Genomic DNA, 15497 nt, shown 5'->3' with positions numbered 1-15497 from the left:
TTTTGCGCCATAGCTGCGGTGTAGCTTCTTGCCATACAGCCAGTATGGCGGTGAACCTGCACCTTGCTCTGACACAAAAATCCTCGCCGACACCTCTTGCCAACCGACGGCGCGTTGCCCTGCATCGTGGAGTCCAGAGGCAGAGCCTTTGGTCACGCCGCGCACGGGGCGAAACACCCCATCGTCCCCAGCGCCATCCGCAGATGGCGCAATCCCTGCGGCAAAGCCGCAAGGCCGACGGCCCCGCCCCCCCAAGGGGGTGGAGGCCGTCGGCCTTCTTGTTCCGTGCAACAAAAAAACCGGCTGCTTTCGTGAGAAAGCAGCCGGGAGACAATCTGTCAATTACAGAGCCTTCTTGGCAACCTCAACCAGGGAGGCGAAAGCGGCGGCATCGGTGATGGCCAGCTCGCTCAGGGCCTTGCGGTTCATTTCCACACCGGCCTTCTTCAGACCGTACATGAAGCGGGAGTAGTTGATGCCGAAGGGAGCCACAGCGGCGGAAATACGGGAGATCCACAGCTGACGGAAGTCTCTCTTCTTCAGGCGGCGGCCCACATAGGCGTACACGCCGGACTTCTTGACAGCCTGCTTGGCCATCTTGAAGTGGGTGGACTTGGAACCCCAGTAGCTCTTGGCCAGCTTCAGGGTCTTGTTTCTTCTCTTGCGCGTCATCATTGCGCCTTTAACTCTTGCCATAGTTCAAAAATCCTCCTATTAAAGATACACAGTACACCCGAATTATTTGTACGGGATCAGCTTCTTGCAGGTAGCCTCGTTGGTCACATCGGCGTAGCCGGTCTGACGCAGGCCACGGGTGCGCTTGGTGGTCTTCTTGGTGAGGATGTGGCTCTTGTAAGCGTGGGCTCTCTTGACCTTACCGGACTTGGTGAGGCTGAATCTCTTCTTGGCGCCGGAATGGGTTTTCATCTTAGGCATGGGTGGGTTCTCCTTCCGAAAATGGTTTACTTGGCGTTCTTGGGGCTGAGGAACATGGACATATGCCGTCCGTCCAGCTTGGGATTCTTCTCCACATTGGCAACCTCGGTACAGGATTCGCCGAACTTCTTCAGCAGGTCCTCGCCGATGGATGTGTGGGCCATTTCGCGTCCGCGGAACCGGACGGTGACCTTGACACGATTGCCGTCTGCCAGGAATTTTTGGGCGTTCTTCAGCTTGACGTTGAAGTCGGCCACGTCGATGTTGGGAGACATACGGATCTCCTTGATCTCCACGACCCGCTGGTTCTTCTTTGCTTCCTTGTCCTTTTTGACCTGCTCAAAACGGAACTTGCCGTAGTCCATGATCTTGCACACGGGGGGCACGGCGTTGGGAGAGATCTTGACCAGGTCCAGATCCTTCTCAAAGGCCATATTCAGTGCGTCCGTGGAGGACATAATGCCCAGCTGCGTGCCGTCTGCACCGATCACACGAACTTCCTTGTCGCGGATCTCCTCGTTGAGCTGATGATCTAGTTTGCCGATGGGAAAGCACCTCCAATTCAAAAGAAACAAAAATGAGCGGGAGCTCCAAGAGCACCCGCACACAAACAAATCCACCTCTTGCGAGGCGGTGATACGCTGTGTTGACCTGTTGGCTCATTCGCCGAAGGTGAGGCGCGTGCTTCCGCTCCTTCTTTGTTGTTACCAAAGTATTATAGCGAGGATTCTTCCTGTTGTCAACCAAAAATCCAAAAGATTTTTCAAAAATTATAATACTTTCCCCTTGCAATGTAGTAAAAAACATGATACCATTACCGTATCCCGCGCACATGTGCGCATCCTACAAAGACATACGAGGTGAACGCTGTGAATATGGCTCCCAAATACTATATCGTGGAGGCCCAGGCCCTGCCGGAGGTCTTTTTGAAGGTGGCCGAAGCCAAGCGAATGCTGGAGACCGGCGAGGCCGCCACAGTCAACGAGGCAGCCCGGGCGGTGGAGATCAGCCGCAGCGCTTTTTACAAGTACCGCGACAGCATCGCCCCCTTCCAAAACCTGATGGCCGGCCGGATCATCACGTTCCAGCTGGTACTCATCAACAAGGCGGGGCTGTTGTCGGCTATTTTGTCCATTTTTGCCTCCAGCGGCGCCAACATTCTGACCATCAATCAGTCCATCCCCACCAGCGGCGCGGCCATGGTGACCATTTCCGCAGAGACCACCGACCTGGTGTGCTCCGTGGAAGAACTCCTCAAGGAAATTTCCGCTGAGAACGGCGTGGTCAAGGCTGAGATTGTGGCAGGATAACCATAAAAGGAGATCGATATCGTTGCATAGCTTTACGTATCAAGTGCCCACCGAGGTGGTGTTCGGCGCGGACACCCACTTGCAGGCGGCACAGTATGTGAAAAAATACGGCGGCAGCCGGGTTCTGGTGATCTACGGCGGCGGCAGCGCCGTCCGCTCGGGCCTGCTGGACCGGGTCTGTGGGGGCTTGCGGGACGACGGCCTGACGGTGGAAACCCTGGGCGGCGTCCAGCCCAACCCCAGAGTGGCTCTGGTAAGAGAGGGCGTACAAAAAGCCCTGGCCATGGAAGCGGATTTCATTCTGGCCGTGGGCGGCGGCAGCGTCATCGACACGGCCAAGGCCGTGGCCCACGGCGCGGCCAATCCCAATCTGGATGTGTGGAACGACATCTGGCTGCAACCGGCCAATTTAAAGAAATCCATGGCCGTGGGCGCGGTGCTGACCATCCCCGCCGCCGGCAGCGAGACCAGTGATTCGGCGGTACTGACCGACGGCGACAGCGGCATGAAGCGAGGCCTCAACACCCAGCTGAACCGTCCGGTGTTTGCCATTCTGGACCCCAAGCTGCCCGCCACCTTGCCCGCGTTCCAGCTGGGCTGCGGCGTGACGGACATCATGATGCACACCCTAGACCGGTATTTCAACCCGGATATGGACAACCAGCTCACCGACGAGATCGCCGAGGCGCTGCTGCGGGTGGTTATTGACAACGGGCTCAAGGTCCTCAGCGACCCGGAGAACCAGCAGGCCATGAGCGAGATTTTGTGGGCGGGGAGCCTGTCCCACAACGGTCTGACGGGCCTGGGCGGACGCAAGGACTTCGCGCCCCACCAGCTGGGCCACGCCCTGGGCGGTATGTTCGACAAGGCCCACGGTGCCACTTTGGCAGCCATCTGGGGCGCCTGGGCCCGGTACACCTGCAAGGGGGACGCCAATGTGGGGCGCTTTGCCCGGTATGCCCGGAACGTCTGGCATATGGATGGCGGGACCATGGGGGACATGGAGCTGGCATTGGGCGGCATCGCCGCCACGGAAAGCTATTTCCAGGCGTTGGGCATGCCCACCTGTCTGGAGGAACTGGTGGGCCGCGTCCTGGACGGGGAGACGCTGGCAGAACTGGCCCACCAGTGCAGCTACGGCGGCACCCGGACCATCGGCACCTTTATGGTTTTGAGTCAGGAGGATATGCTGGCCATCTATACCGCCGCCAACGAACGGCGCAAACTCTCGTTTGAGCAATAACGGATTTCAGAGAAAGAAGGAATTTCCAATGGCGAACATTGCAATCATGGGCTTCGGCACCGTCGGTTCCGGCGTGGCGGAGGTCGTACACAACAATCAGGATTCCATCCGCCGCCGGACCTTGGAGCCGGTCACGGTGAAATATATTCTCGATACCCGGGATTTTCCCGACAGCCCCTATGGTCATCTGGTGATTCACGACTTCTCCATCATCGAGCAGGACCCGGACATTCAGGTGGTGGTGGAGTGCATCGGCGGCTGCGGCGTGGCCCTGGACTTCACCCGTCGGGCCCTGCTGGCCGGTAAGGATGTGGTTACCTCCAACAAGGCCCTGGTGGCTGCCCACGGTCTGGAACTGCTGGCTCTGGCCAAGGAGCAGGGCCGCAACTTCCTCTTTGAAGCCAGCGTCGGCGGCGGAATTCCCGTCCTGCGGCCCCTGGCCTTCTGCCTGGCTGGCAACCGCATCGAGGAAATCTGCGGCATTCTTAACGGCACCACCAACTATATCCTCACCAAAATGATCCGCGACGGCGAGCAGTTTGACGATGTTCTCAAGCGGGCCCAGGAGAAGGGCTACGCCGAAGCCGACCCCACCGACGACGTGGAGGGCAAGGACGCCTGTCGGAAAATCTGCATTCTGGCGGCCCTAGCCTATGGCATCCATGTGTATCCGGAGCAGGTCTATACCTGCGGCATCACCGGTATTCGGCCCCAGGATGTGGCCTGTGCCGACGCCCTGGGCATGCAGATCAAGCTGTTTGGCCGCACGTTCCTGACGGAAGAGGGAAAAATCGCCCTGTACGTCTCGCCCCATCTGATTCCCAACGACAAACCCCTGGCCAGCGTGGAGGGTGTGTTCAACGCCATCATGATCCGGGGCAACGCCGTGGGCGAGACCATGTTCTACGGACGCGGCGCGGGCAAGCTGCCCACGGCCAGCGCCGTGGTGGGCGACGTGGTGGACTGCATTCTCCACCGGGAGAAGCGCCGCGCCATCGATTGGGAAGCGGGCAGCGGCGAGGAAGTCGTACCCTTTGAAACCCTGGAACTGCGGTGGCTGGTGCGCACCGACGCGGCGGCAGGCGCCGTGGCGGCGGCCCTGGGTCCGGTGGAAGCCGTACCCGGCCAGACCGGCGCCTATGTGACCGGCCCCGTGTCCAAGGCCAAGCTGGACGAACTGCAAGAAAAGGGATTTTCGATTCTGTCGGCCATCCCGGTTCTCGACTGACCAACCGAAACGAGCGCGCCCCGGATTCTGCTGGAATCCGGGGCGCTCGGCGTTTGCGGACAGCATGGGAAAGGGGAGCATTGCCCCATTACATACGAAACAGGAGTACCGCTGCTGCGGTACTCCTGTTTGATACAAAGGACAATTAGGCCTTGCCGGCGCAGCCCAGAACGTTCACCAGCTTGTGGCGAACCAGTTCCTTGATGTTGGCACGGGCGGGCTTCAGGTACTCGCGGGGATCGAACTTATCGGGATGCTCATTGAAGAAGGCACGGATGGTGCCGGTCATGGCCAGACGCAGATCGGAGTCGATGTTGATCTTGCAGACGGACAGCTGAGCGGCGTGACGCAGCTCTTCCTCGGGGATACCCACGGCGTCGGGCATCTTGCCGCCGTTGTCGTTGATCATCTTCACGTAGTTCTGGGGAACGGAAGAGGAGCCGTGCAGCACGATGGGGAAGCCGGGCAGACGCTTGGAGACTTCCTCCAGCACGTCGAAACGCAGGGGAGGCGGGACCAGAATGCCCTTCTCGTTGCGGGTGCACTGATCGGCGGTGAACTTGTAAGCGCCGTGGCTGGTGCCGATGGCGATGGCCAGGGAATCACAGCCGGTCTTGGAGACGAACTCCTCGACCTCTTCGGGACGGGTGTAGGAAGCGGCGTGGGCGGCGACCTTCACATCGTCCTCAATGCCGGCCAGAGTGCCCAGCTCGGCCTCGACCACAACACCGTGGTCGTGAGCGTACTCGACAACCTTCTTGGTGATCTCAATGTTCTCCTCAAAGGGCTTGGAGGAAGCGTCGATCATGACGGAGGTGAAGCCGCCGTCGATGCAGGCCTTGCAGGTCTCGAAGTCGGGGCCGTGGTCCAGGTGCAGAGCGATGGGAATCTCAGGGCACTCGGCAACAGCGGCCTCCACCAGCTTCACCAGATAGGTGTGGTTGGCGTAGGCGCGGGCGCCCTTGGAAACCTGCAGGATGACGGGAGACTTCTCCTCGCGGCAGGCCTCGGTGATGCCCTGGACGATCTCCATGTTATTGACGTTGAAAGCGCCGATGGCGTAGCCGCCCTCGTAAGCCTTCTTAAACATCTCGGTGGTTGTAACAAGAGGCATTGGTAACACTCCTTACTAGTAATCTTCGTTTATTTTACCAAAATCCGAGGAAAAGTGCAATAGATGAATTTACAATTCTCAGACGATGTGCTATAGTATATCTGTCAAGATTTGTGTAATTTTCACAGCCAACTGTGAAAGAGTTTAGGAGGTAACATTATTATGTCTACTGTACTCAAGGGCGCATGCGTCATCGGCCAGTCCGGCGGCCCCTCCTCGGTCATCAACGCCAGTGCATACGGCGTCATCAAGACCGCTCTGGAGAATGAGAACATCACCACCGTCTACGGCGCCCACCACGGCATCAAGGGCGTGCTCAATGACGAGCTGATGATCATGGACCAGGAGGACCCGGCGGAGCTGGAGCGCCTGCTGTACACCCCCTCTTCCGCCCTGGGCTCCTGCCGCTACAAGATCGCTGATCCCGATGAGGATGAGACCGATTACAAGCGCATTCTGGAGATCTTCAAGAAGTACAACATCCGTTACTTCTTCTACAACGGCGGCAACGACTCCATGGATACCTGTGAGAAGGTTTCCCGCTACATGGCCAAGGTTGGCTATGAGTGCCGCGTGATGGGTGTGCCCAAGACCATCGACAACGACCTGTTCGGCACCGACCACTGCCCCGGCTTCTCCTCCGCCGCCAAGTATATCGCCACTTCCTTTATGGAGGTCAGCCGTGACGCCCACGTCTATGACACCGGCATGGTCACCATCATCGAGTGCATGGGCCGTCACGCCGGCTGGCTGACTGCCGCTGCCGCTCTGGCCGGCATCAAGGGCGATGGCCCCGACTTCATCTACCTGCCTGAGGTGGACTTCGACATGGACAAGTTCGTGGCCGATGTCTCCGCCCGTTATGAGAAGAACAAGAACTGCATTGTGGCTGTCTCCGAGGGCGTCCACTACGCCGACGGTACCTTCGTTGCCGAGGCCAAGACCTCCGGCACCGATGGCTTCGGCCATGCCCAGCTGGGCGGCCTGGCTGCTCTGCTGGCCAACGTCATCAAGGAGAAGACCGGCGCCAAGGTCCGCGGCATCGAGCTGAGCCTGCTGCAGCGCTGCGCCGCCCATTGCGCTTCCGGCAACGACATCCAGGAGTCCTTCAACTCCGGTAAGACCGCTGTTGAGGCCGCTGTGGCTGGTGAGACCGGCAAGATGGTGGGCTTCGAGTGTGACCGTACCAACGGCTACACCTGCAAGACCAAGCTGTTCGATCTGGACAAGGTGGCCAACTTTGAGAAGAAGTTCCCCAAGGAGTGGATCAACGCCGAGGGCAACTATGTCACCGAGGACTTTATCAACTACTGCCTGCCTCTGATCCAGGGTGAGACCCCCATGGTCAAGGAGGACGGCCTGCCCCGCTTCTGTAACCTGAAGAAGGTCTTTGCCAAGTAAAAACTGGTTTTTGACAAACACATGTGAAAAGGTCACGGATTCAGCTCTTGAGAGCTGGACCGTGACCTTTTTTATTTATATTGTTTCGGAAAGTATGCCTTTCCCAATTGCCATAGATACTGGTCAAGCTGTTTCAGCGAGTATTCACACAAAGAATAAAACGCCTGAAGGCGGATTAGTATTTCCTTAAAGATTTTATAGTCTTTGAGGTCGCTACTGGAAAACATTGCGAAATGATCTCTATTTCGGAAGTAAATAAGTATATCATCAACATAACTATCATAAATTGGATAATTATCAGGGTTATGATGACTGCAATACTTTGTGGCAAAAGAATAGAAGTTTTTAACTTTTCCAGCAATTTCTACACGTTTTATATCATTAATAAGCGATATGTCACCAGCTTGTAAACGGGAATCTATGTTTAAGGAAAGAATATGTTTTGCTACTGGATAAACAGAAAAAATATTGGTGCTGTAGAAATCATTCAACACGGCTACTTTCAAAAGAATGTCGGCAATATCCGTGTTTCTAGGAGCATATTTCAAAAATAATCGATTGAGCGCGTCTTCTTGGGAGTGATAGGAATCTGTTTGCTCCCATTGCCTGAGATAGAATTCAAGTTCTGATTTGCAAGGAGTTGGAATATCAGGAGTTTTATTACAAGGGTGTACACCAGGCGTTGGCGTTACATGGACATAAGGCTGGTCTGAAAAAACAAATCTGCGAAATCTTCGGAGATGGGACATATAGCTACTCAAATTAGATTCTATATTCCCCGAAGATCTGCGAGTCAATGTAGTACGCAGATGGGCTTTGGAAATTTGCTCAAAATTGGCATCTGATAATAAAGCCCAAAAATCAATAGAACTATCGTTTTTTAAAAGATAGAATGCATCATTTCTTGAGGTTGCAATAGTATTCTGCGATAGATTTTGCGATTTTAGATAAGTGGTATAAACTTGTTGTAGCTCTTCGTATGGCAGCTTTTTTAATATGTCAATATCCATTTTTTTACTCCGTATCTCTTTTATGTATTGTTACATAGTTGGGAATTTATTGTAGTATAGCATAAATTGTCCATACTTGTCATCCTGTACGGATAATAATCGGAGATGACGCAAGTATCAAGTCCACAATTACCTGTAGTCAAAACTTTCATAAAGTCGCTTGCAGCAATGTAAAACCCGTGTGAGCCCACAGGGGCGCACACGGGTTTTGTCTCAATTGCTTTCGTGATTGTCCTGGTCCTCTGCCGGCAGATGGCGGCGAAAGGCCCGTTCCACGGGCACGGTCCACACCAGAGCTGTCAGACAGGGGAGAAACAGCATGGGAAAGAGGAGCCATGCCGTCACCAGCACGGAAAAAAGGGTCACAACTACCAGAATCACCGTGCCTACCAGATGGGCAAAGGTGAACTGGAGGGCTGTCTTCACCAGCGCCAAAGGCGTAAAGGTGAACCGGGACAGCAAGGGCCACATCCACAGGAACATCCCCGTGGGGATAACCAGGGCCACGGCATAGACGGCCAGCATCACCGGCGCGCCGGATATTCCGGCCACCTGTCCCCGCCACAGGAGGGCAAGGCCCCGGTACAGCAGAACCAGCAGGAAACCGAAGACCACCGTCAAAAGACTGGAGGGAAGCAGCTCCCGCCGGAAGGTCCGGAGAAATCGCCGCCATGGACCCGAGTCGCCGCCCCGCAGACAGTGGGAGACGGCGTCATAGAGGGCCGTGGTGGATGCGCCCAGGGTAAACAGGGGCAGGGAAGCGGTGAACCACATGGCACTGAGGACCAGCACATCGGCCAGCGTTCCCAGCCCCCGCCAGAGGGGCCGCTCCGGATCAAAGAGGGAGGCCATGGCTTACAGCTCCGGCAGGGAAGCGGCGGCGGCGGACTGGCCCACCCGGCGGAACTTCTCGTCGGGCAGCGTCAGGCGCACGGCCTTGCTGACTTCGGGATACTCATCGGCCAGAACGTCCTTGCAGGTGGACAGCAGCAAATCGCCGCCCTTGCCGGACATAACGCGGCCCAGCAGCAGCACGTACTTGTAGCCGTACAATTCATAATAATAGGAAAGGGCATGGGCCAGATACACGCCGATGGACTCGTACACGGCGGCGGCGCGCTTGTCGCCCTCCTCCATAAGACCCTGAACCACTTTCAGCTTCTCAGCGGGGGACAGGCTTTCGTCCAGCTCAATACCGGCAGCGGGGGCCAGCTTGATAATGCCGTCCTGGGAGAAGTACTTGACGCCGCAGCCGATATCGCCGGACCATTCATCCTCCATGGCGGCGGGGTTGGCGTCCACGGGGACAAAGGCCAGTTCATTGAGCCAGCCGGTGATGTTGCCGTGGCTGTCTACATAACCAACGGCTTCGCTGGTACCCATGGCGATGCCCAGTACATTGTTATCCTCCAGGCTCATGGCGCCGGCCAGGGCTGTCACGTCGCCGTCGTTGGCTACGGCAATGGGCACGTCGCCGAATTCCTTGGCGGCCCGCAGGTAGATATCCTTCACCTTGGCGTCGAAGAGGTCCTGGGGCACTTTCAGGAACAGGGAGGCCACCATGGTGCGGTTGTCGATGTACACACCGGCGGAGGAAACGCCGATGGCGTCCACTCTCGGCATATGGGCGGCGGCGGCCTTCATGGCATCCACAATGCCCTGGTAATGGTAGTCGGGGTCCGCGGTGGTCTTGGGGAACCAGACCACTTCCTCAGAGTAGACGCTCTCACCGTCGATAACGGCGGACACCTTGCGGTCAGAACCACCGGCATCGAAGCCGATGCGGCAGCCGTTCAGATGGCGGCCGATGGCCTGGGGATTGTTCTTCTCCTCCGGCAGCGTGTCGCAGGAAACAACTTCAAAGGGCCGCTCGTAGACCCGGGCCATAAAGTCGGCGTCAAAGGCACGGGAGCCCTCGGCGGTATAGGCTGCCTTCAGCGTTTCATACACGGTTTCATCGCCGCGGACATACACGCGGAAGCCGCCCTTCATCCAGAGCAGCGTCTTCACCAGACGGTCCACATAGTAGCGGTCGGCCTCGGCCATGTCCGGCGTGCCGTGGATGAACGTCTCACAGACGGCCACCTGACCGTTGGAACGCTCCACCGCCAGGCCCAGAGGCTTGCGGGCAGTTTTCAGAAAGGCCCGGTTGAACAGACCCAGGGGCGCATAGTTGGGGTCCAGTGCCGGAATGTGGCGCGGGGCAACTTCAATACCATAGCAATTCATTGTATAAAACCTCCAAATGACGGCAAAAAGCCCTTGGTTTTTACGGTAGTATACCACGTTCTTTCCAGTTTGTCACTATAAAACAGAATATTATTTTCAAAAAATAATATTTGTTGAAAAAATCTTTCGACAGTGGTAAAATGGATGCACCAATACGACGGCCATGGGGGCCGCCTGGAGTTTTTTGGAATGAAAAGGAGTTATATACCCATGAATACCAAGGAATTATTGACGGAACATCGCGTATGGGTCCGGGATCAACTGGACAAGAGTGTAAATTTCTGGCTCAAGCATGGCATGGACCCCGTCAACGGCGGCGTCTATACCTGTCTGGACCGGGAGGGCAAGGTCTATTCCACCGACAAGAGCGTGTGGATGCAGGGCCGCTGCGCCTGGACTTTTGCGGCCCTCTGCGCCACCTACGGCGTCAAGGAGGAGTGGCTGGCCGCCAGTAAGAGCTGCCTGGACTTTTTGGAGAAGTTCTGCATCAACCGTGCCGCCGGCAACCGCATGTACTTCACGGTCACCGGCGACGGCAAGCCCCTGCGTCAGCGCCGCTACTGCTTCTCCGAGGGTTTTTACGCCATTGCCAACGCTGAATATTACGGCGTCACCGGCGACAAGGTCTGCCTGGAGCGGGCAAGAGCGGCGTACGACCTGATCTGGAAGCTGAATCAGGGTCTGATCCAGGACCCCACGGGCCTGGGTCCCAAGACCATTCCCGAGACCCGCAGCGGCCGCGGCCTGGCCAACCCCATGATCTATTTGAACATCACCTCCGTCCTGCGCCGCGTGGACCCGGAGCAGGAGGCTATTTATAATGAAAGAGCCGCCAAGTGCGTGGAGGAGATTTTCAAATACCACTTCAAGCCGGAGCTGGGCTGCACGCTGGAGAACGTGGGTCCCAACGGCGAATTCCGCGGCGAGGTCACCGAGGGCCGTATCGTCAACCCCGGCCACGACATTGAGTGTTCCTGGTTCCTCATGGAGGATGCCAACCGCACCGGCAACAAAGAACAGTTTGACACGGCCCGGAAGATTTTTGATCTGGCCATCAACGCCGGCTGGGATAAGGAGTACGGCGGTCTGCTGTACTTCATCGACTGCCTGGGCAATCCTCCGGAGTCCTATGAGCATGATATGAAGCTGTGGTGGCCCCACAATGAGATTATGATCGCGTCCATGATGCTCTACCGCGACACCGGCTGTGAGGAGTATCTGGAGTGGTTCAACAAGACTCTGGATTACTGCAAGACGTACTTCGCCGACGACGAATTCGGCGAGTGGTACGGCTATCTGCGCCGCGACGGCAAGCCCACCATGCCTGCCGCCAAGGGCTCCACGTTTAAAGGCCCGTTCCATCTGCCCAGAATGCTGATGATGGTGGACACCATGATCGGCCAGATTCTGGACCGGGCATAAGACTGGCTGCGGGCGGCCCTGACCGGGGCCGCCCAATCCATCCGCATAATGAAAGGGGAGAGACAATGCCGGATACTGGAAACGTATTTGACAAGATCAGCAGCGAATATTACCAACTGACCACGGCCGAGCGGAAGGTGGCCGACTACGTCATCGCCCATCAGCGGGATACCCAGCTCATGTCGATCTCCGATCTGGCCGAAGCCTGCGGCGTGGCCGAAGCCACGGTGTCCCGCTTCTGCCGCCGCCTGCAATACAAGGGCTACAACGCCTTCAAACTGGCGGTGGCCAACTCCACGGCCCGCCACGCCGGACATCCTCCGGTGGTGGGACAGACCGAAGAACCGGACACCATTCCGGAGGTCTGCCGAAAGCTCTATGCGGCCGACGCCGACGCCCTGGCCCAGACTATGGCGCTGGTACGGCCGGAGGCTATGGCCAAGGCCGGGAAAATCCTGTCGGAGGCCACCCGTGTGCTGTGCATGGGGCAGGGCGGCTCCATGATTATGGCCATGGAAGCGGCCCATCTGTTTTCCACAGCCTTTCCCGGCTATATGCCGGTCTATGACTCCCATTTGCAGATCATCTCCGCCGCCACCCTGACCGCCGCCGATGCGGTGCTGTTCTTTTCCTACTCCGGCTCCACCCAGGAGATTCTGGAACTGCTGAAGGTGGCAAGGGAGCAGGGGGCCAAGATCATCCTGGTGACCCGCTTCCCCAAATCCCCGGCGGCAGCCTGCGCCGATGTGATTCTCCAGTGTGGCGCCAATGAGGCGCCCTTGCAGCTGGGGTCCGTACCGGCCCGGATGGCGCAGCTGTTCCTCATTGACGTGCTGTTTGCCGAGGTGTGCCGCATCAGCGGAACCAGGGCCAGGAACAACCGGGAACGGGTGGCGGCGGCCCTGGCGGAGCGGCATATTTGACGGTGGAGGGAAGAAAACGGGGAAACCGATTTCATCAGCCGGTATCCCATGGATTCTGTAAGATTCCGTGGGAAAACGTTGCCTTTTGGTGAAAATTACTTTCATACAGCAACGGAAAAAAATATCTAATTTTCAAAACCGCTGAAAATAATTTTCAAAAATCTATTGACATTGTCACCAATCAAGGCTATCATACAGATAATCCATCTAGGTGAAACGTTACAAACTGTGTTAACACCTGGTAAATTTTTTGAGGAGGCAAATTCTATGAAAAAGCTTCTTGCACTGCTCCTTGCTATGATCATGACCTTTGGTATGGTCGCCTGCGGCAGCAAGGACACCACGGACGCCGACAAGACCACCGACACCGGTGCCGCGGAGACCAACGACACCGCTAATACCGGCGACACTGCCGAGGGCGGCGAGACCACCGGCGACACCACCGCCATCACCATCTGGACCTACCCCATCGGCAAGTTCGGCGACAGAGACTCTGTCAATGAGCTCATTGCCAAGTTCAACGAGGTACATCCCGAGATTTCCGTCACCCTGGAGCTGCTGGACTACACCAACGGTGACACCCAGGTCACCGGCGCCATCACCGCCGGCACCACCCCCGACATCATCATGGAAGGCCCCGAGCGTCTCGTGACCAACTGGGGCGCCGCCGGCAAGATGGTGGACCTGTCCGACCTGTGGACCGACGAGGCCAAGGCCGACATTGAGGCCACCAGCCCCTCTGTTGTCTCCGCCTGCCAGCTGGACGGCAAGTACTATGAGTATCCCCTGTGCATGACCACCCACACCATGGCCATCAACTACGAGGCCTTTGAGGCTGCCGGTGCTCTGCAGTACATCGACGAGGAGACCCGCACCTGGACCACCGAGGACTTCCAGAACGCTCTGAAGGCCCTGAAGGACGCCGGTGTTACCGCCGTCAACGGCATCGTCTACTGCGGCGGCCAGGGCGGTGACCAGGGCACCCGTGCTCTCGTCAACAACCTGTTCTCCGGCACCTACACCAACGCCGAGCACACCGCTTACACCGCCAACTCCCCCGAGAACGTGGAAGCTCTGACCCTGCTCCAGACCCTGGTCAATGACGGTCTGCTGGTGGCTGACCCCGCCGCCCAGGCTGCCGACGAGCTGCAGCAGTTTGCCAACGGCACCGCTGCCATGACCTTCTGCTGGAACGCCTCCAACAAGGCCCAGTACGCTGCGGACGTTTCCTTCACTCCCTTCGCTATGGCCTTCCCCTCCGATGACGGCGTGCCCGAGCTGTGCGGCGGCATCTGGGGCTTCGGCATCTTCGACAACGGCGATCAGGCCCGCATCGACGCTGCCAAGACCTTCATCCAGTTCGTCTGCGACGACGAGACCCAGGCTGCTGCCAGCGTCCAGATGACCGGCTTCTTCCCCGTCCGTGCTTCCCTGGGCAACGTCTATGCCGGCACCGACACCGAGGCCGACGCCACCGAGTTCCTGACCCTGATGCCCTATCTGGGTGACTACTACAACGTGACCGGCGGTTGGACCGAGCAGCGTACCCTGTGGTTCAACATGCTGCAGCAGGTCTTCTCCGGCACCGACGCCCAGACCGCTGCCGATACCTTTGTGGAAAGCGCGAACGCCAACATCAAGTAAGCGCACTGGTATCCGAATCTGACTTCGCACCGTGCCCGCTCCCTTGCGAGGGGGTGGGCACGGATTTTGCCCGCCATTATTTTACTAGAGAGGGAGAGATCCATGACGCAACGATCCAATGCGGCCGCCTCCAAACAACCGCCGAAACTCAGCATCCATCAGAGAAGCAGAGTCTTGGCCCGGAAAGAGACTCTGTCGGCCTACCTGTTCCTGTTACCCAGTCTCATCTTTTTCCTGGGCTTTGTGGTCGCGCCCATGGTCATGTGTCTGGTATACAGCTTCTTCGACATGGGCCTGAATATGGACGAAGCCACCTTTATAGGGATCGGAAACTACCTGGAAATGTTCCAGGACGCCATTTTCCGGAAAGGCTTCCTCAACACCGTCATCATTGTGGTGGTGGCTGTGCCCACCGTCACGGCCTTTTCCCTGTGGGTCAGCTCGGCCATCTACCAGATGAAGGCCTTTACCCGTTCCTTCTACCGTTGTGTGTTCTATCTGCCGGTGGTCACCGGCACCGTGGCCGTCACCGTGGTGTGGAAGTGGATGTTCAATCCCTACAACGGCCTCATCAATCAGATTTTCGATTCCGTGGGCTTCAACTGGCTGGGTAACTCCTCTACGGCCCTGGCCTGTATCATTATGATCCTGTTCACCACCTCCATCGGTCAGCCCATTGTTCTGTATGTGGCGGCCCTGGGCAACGTGGACCACTCCCTGGTGGAGGCGGCCCAGGTGGACGGCGCCACCAAATTCCAGGTCTTCTGGAAGGTCAAGTGGCCCCAGATCATGCCCACTACCCTGTACATCCTGGTCATCACCACCATCAACTCCTTCCAGTGCTTCGCACTGATTCAGCTGTTGACCAGCGGCGGCCCCAACCATGCCACCGACACCATCATGTACTACATTTTCGACATGGCCTACAAGTATCACCGCTTCGGCTATGCCAACGCCATGGGCGTCATCCTTGCCATTATCATCGCGATCTTCTCTGCTGTGCAGTTCAAGCTCGCCAAGTCTGAAACCTGAGGAGG

At 57.4% G+C, this 15497-nt stretch carries 15 protein-coding genes; 8 read left to right on the top strand and 7 right to left on the bottom strand.

What is annotated here, in order from left to right:
• Nucleotides 1–342: 342 nt before the first annotated feature.
• From rplT to infC, 3 genes are read right to left on the bottom strand one after another with little or no spacing between them, the layout of a single operon-like run.
• Complete coding sequence (rplT, locus tag ACTQ33_RS05035; protein ID WP_441462651.1) at nt 343–696, bottom strand: 50S ribosomal protein L20; 354 nt, start codon at nt 694–696, stop codon at nt 343–345.
• A 42-nt stretch (nt 697–738) separates the two neighbouring features.
• The gene (rpmI, locus tag ACTQ33_RS05030) at nt 739–936 is read right to left on the bottom strand and encodes a 50S ribosomal protein L35 (RefSeq protein WP_441462649.1); all 198 of its coding nucleotides are present in this window, start codon (nt 934–936) and stop codon (nt 739–741) included.
• Nucleotides 937–962: 26 nt separating this feature from the next.
• Nucleotides 963–1511 (bottom strand): translation initiation factor IF-3, encoded by a 549-nt coding sequence (infC, locus tag ACTQ33_RS05025; RefSeq protein WP_441462647.1) that lies wholly within the window; start codon nt 1509–1511, stop codon nt 963–965.
• A gap of 300 nt (nt 1512–1811) precedes the next feature.
• Here infC and ACTQ33_RS05020 point away from each other — a divergent pair, with 300 nt between their 5' ends.
• From ACTQ33_RS05020 to ACTQ33_RS05010, 3 genes are read left to right on the top strand one after another with little or no spacing between them, the layout of a single operon-like run.
• Entirely contained in the window at nt 1812–2246 is a 435-nt protein-coding gene (locus tag ACTQ33_RS05020) for an ACT domain-containing protein (RefSeq protein WP_441462777.1), read from the top strand.
• 22 nt (nt 2247–2268) lie between these two features.
• Nucleotides 2269–3489 (top strand): iron-containing alcohol dehydrogenase, encoded by a 1221-nt coding sequence (locus ACTQ33_RS05015; protein ID WP_441462645.1) that lies wholly within the window; start codon nt 2269–2271, stop codon nt 3487–3489.
• Between the two features lie 28 nt (nt 3490–3517).
• Nucleotides 3518–4717: a homoserine dehydrogenase gene (locus ACTQ33_RS05010; RefSeq protein ID WP_441462643.1), complete on the top strand. Its 1200-nt coding sequence runs from the start codon at nt 3518–3520 to the stop codon at nt 4715–4717.
• Nucleotides 4718–4862: 145 nt separating this feature from the next.
• Here the strand turns inward: ACTQ33_RS05010 and fba are convergent, their stop codons facing one another.
• The gene (gene fba, locus ACTQ33_RS05005; RefSeq protein WP_441462641.1) at nt 4863–5831 is read right to left on the bottom strand and encodes a class II fructose-1,6-bisphosphate aldolase; all 969 of its coding nucleotides are present in this window, start codon (nt 5829–5831) and stop codon (nt 4863–4865) included.
• Nucleotides 5832–5993: 162 nt separating this feature from the next.
• Between fba and ACTQ33_RS05000 the strand changes: the two genes are divergently transcribed.
• Nucleotides 5994–7232, top strand: coding sequence for a 6-phosphofructokinase (locus ACTQ33_RS05000; RefSeq protein ID WP_441462639.1), 1239 nt, complete (start codon nt 5994–5996; stop codon nt 7230–7232).
• 71 nt (nt 7233–7303) lie between these two features.
• On the opposite strand, the gene ACTQ33_RS04995 is transcribed toward ACTQ33_RS05000, so the two are convergent.
• The 3 genes from ACTQ33_RS04995 to ACTQ33_RS04985 form a co-directional block, all read right to left on the bottom strand.
• Entirely contained in the window at nt 7304–8242 is a 939-nt protein-coding gene (locus tag ACTQ33_RS04995; RefSeq protein ID WP_441462637.1) for a hypothetical protein, read from the bottom strand.
• A 213-nt stretch (nt 8243–8455) separates the two neighbouring features.
• Nucleotides 8456–9094: a YesL family protein gene (locus ACTQ33_RS04990; RefSeq protein ID WP_441462635.1), complete on the bottom strand. Its 639-nt coding sequence runs from the start codon at nt 9092–9094 to the stop codon at nt 8456–8458.
• A 3-nt stretch (nt 9095–9097) separates the two neighbouring features.
• Complete coding sequence (locus ACTQ33_RS04985) at nt 9098–10471, bottom strand: ROK family protein (protein WP_441462633.1); 1374 nt, start codon at nt 10469–10471, stop codon at nt 9098–9100.
• A gap of 210 nt (nt 10472–10681) precedes the next feature.
• Here ACTQ33_RS04985 and ACTQ33_RS04980 point away from each other — a divergent pair, with 210 nt between their 5' ends.
• The 4 genes from ACTQ33_RS04980 (at nt 10682) to ACTQ33_RS04965 (ending at nt 15492) form a co-directional block, all read left to right on the top strand.
• Nucleotides 10682–11893: an AGE family epimerase/isomerase gene (locus ACTQ33_RS04980; protein WP_441462631.1), complete on the top strand. Its 1212-nt coding sequence runs from the start codon at nt 10682–10684 to the stop codon at nt 11891–11893.
• 65 nt (nt 11894–11958) lie between these two features.
• On the top strand, nt 11959–12816 hold the full coding sequence (locus tag ACTQ33_RS04975) for a MurR/RpiR family transcriptional regulator (protein WP_441462629.1): 858 nt from the start codon (nt 11959–11961) through the stop codon (nt 12814–12816).
• 267 nt (nt 12817–13083) lie between these two features.
• Nucleotides 13084–14460 carry an extracellular solute-binding protein gene (locus ACTQ33_RS04970; protein WP_441462627.1) on the top strand — a complete coding sequence of 459 codons (1377 nt, stop codon included), beginning with the start codon at nt 13084–13086 and terminating at the stop codon, nt 14458–14460.
• Nucleotides 14461–14562: 102 nt separating this feature from the next.
• Nucleotides 14563–15492, top strand: coding sequence for a carbohydrate ABC transporter permease (locus tag ACTQ33_RS04965; RefSeq protein ID WP_441462625.1), 930 nt, complete (start codon nt 14563–14565; stop codon nt 15490–15492).
• Nucleotides 15493–15497 lie beyond the last annotated feature (5 nt).

This window comes from Candidatus Avoscillospira sp. LCP25S3_F1 (assembly GCF_052117125.1).
GTDB lineage: Bacteria > Bacillota > Clostridia > Oscillospirales > Oscillospiraceae > Avoscillospira_A.
The sequence above is the reverse complement of the archived record's forward strand: the minus strand, read 5'-3'. Positions and strand labels throughout refer to the sequence as shown.

Bases quoted from the DNA above. Each gene is read 5' to 3' on its own strand.
- rplT (WP_441462651.1), bottom strand. From the start codon at position 696: ATGGCAAGAGTTAAAGGCGCAATGATGACGCGCAAGAGAAGAAACAAG.
- rpmI (WP_441462649.1), bottom strand. From the start codon at position 936: ATGCCTAAGATGAAAACCCATTCCGGCGCCAAGAAGAGATTCAGCCTC.
- ACTQ33_RS05020 (WP_441462777.1), top strand. From the start codon at position 1,812: ATGGCTCCCAAATACTATATCGTGGAGGCCCAGGCCCTGCCGGAGGTC.
- ACTQ33_RS05010 (WP_441462643.1), top strand. From the start codon at position 3,518: ATGGCGAACATTGCAATCATGGGCTTCGGCACCGTCGGTTCCGGCGTG.
- fba (WP_441462641.1), bottom strand. From the start codon at position 5,831: ATGCCTCTTGTTACAACCACCGAGATGTTTAAGAAGGCTTACGAGGGC.
- ACTQ33_RS05000 (WP_441462639.1), top strand. From the start codon at position 5,994: ATGTCTACTGTACTCAAGGGCGCATGCGTCATCGGCCAGTCCGGCGGC.
- ACTQ33_RS04995 (WP_441462637.1), bottom strand. From the start codon at position 8,242: ATGGATATTGACATATTAAAAAAGCTGCCATACGAAGAGCTACAACAA.
- ACTQ33_RS04990 (WP_441462635.1), bottom strand. From the start codon at position 9,094: ATGGCCTCCCTCTTTGATCCGGAGCGGCCCCTCTGGCGGGGGCTGGGA.
- ACTQ33_RS04985 (WP_441462633.1), bottom strand. From the start codon at position 10,471: ATGAATTGCTATGGTATTGAAGTTGCCCCGCGCCACATTCCGGCACTG.
- ACTQ33_RS04980 (WP_441462631.1), top strand. From the start codon at position 10,682: ATGAATACCAAGGAATTATTGACGGAACATCGCGTATGGGTCCGGGAT.
- ACTQ33_RS04975 (WP_441462629.1), top strand. From the start codon at position 11,959: ATGCCGGATACTGGAAACGTATTTGACAAGATCAGCAGCGAATATTAC.
- ACTQ33_RS04970 (WP_441462627.1), top strand. From the start codon at position 13,084: ATGAAAAAGCTTCTTGCACTGCTCCTTGCTATGATCATGACCTTTGGT.
- ACTQ33_RS04965 (WP_441462625.1), top strand. From the start codon at position 14,563: ATGACGCAACGATCCAATGCGGCCGCCTCCAAACAACCGCCGAAACTC.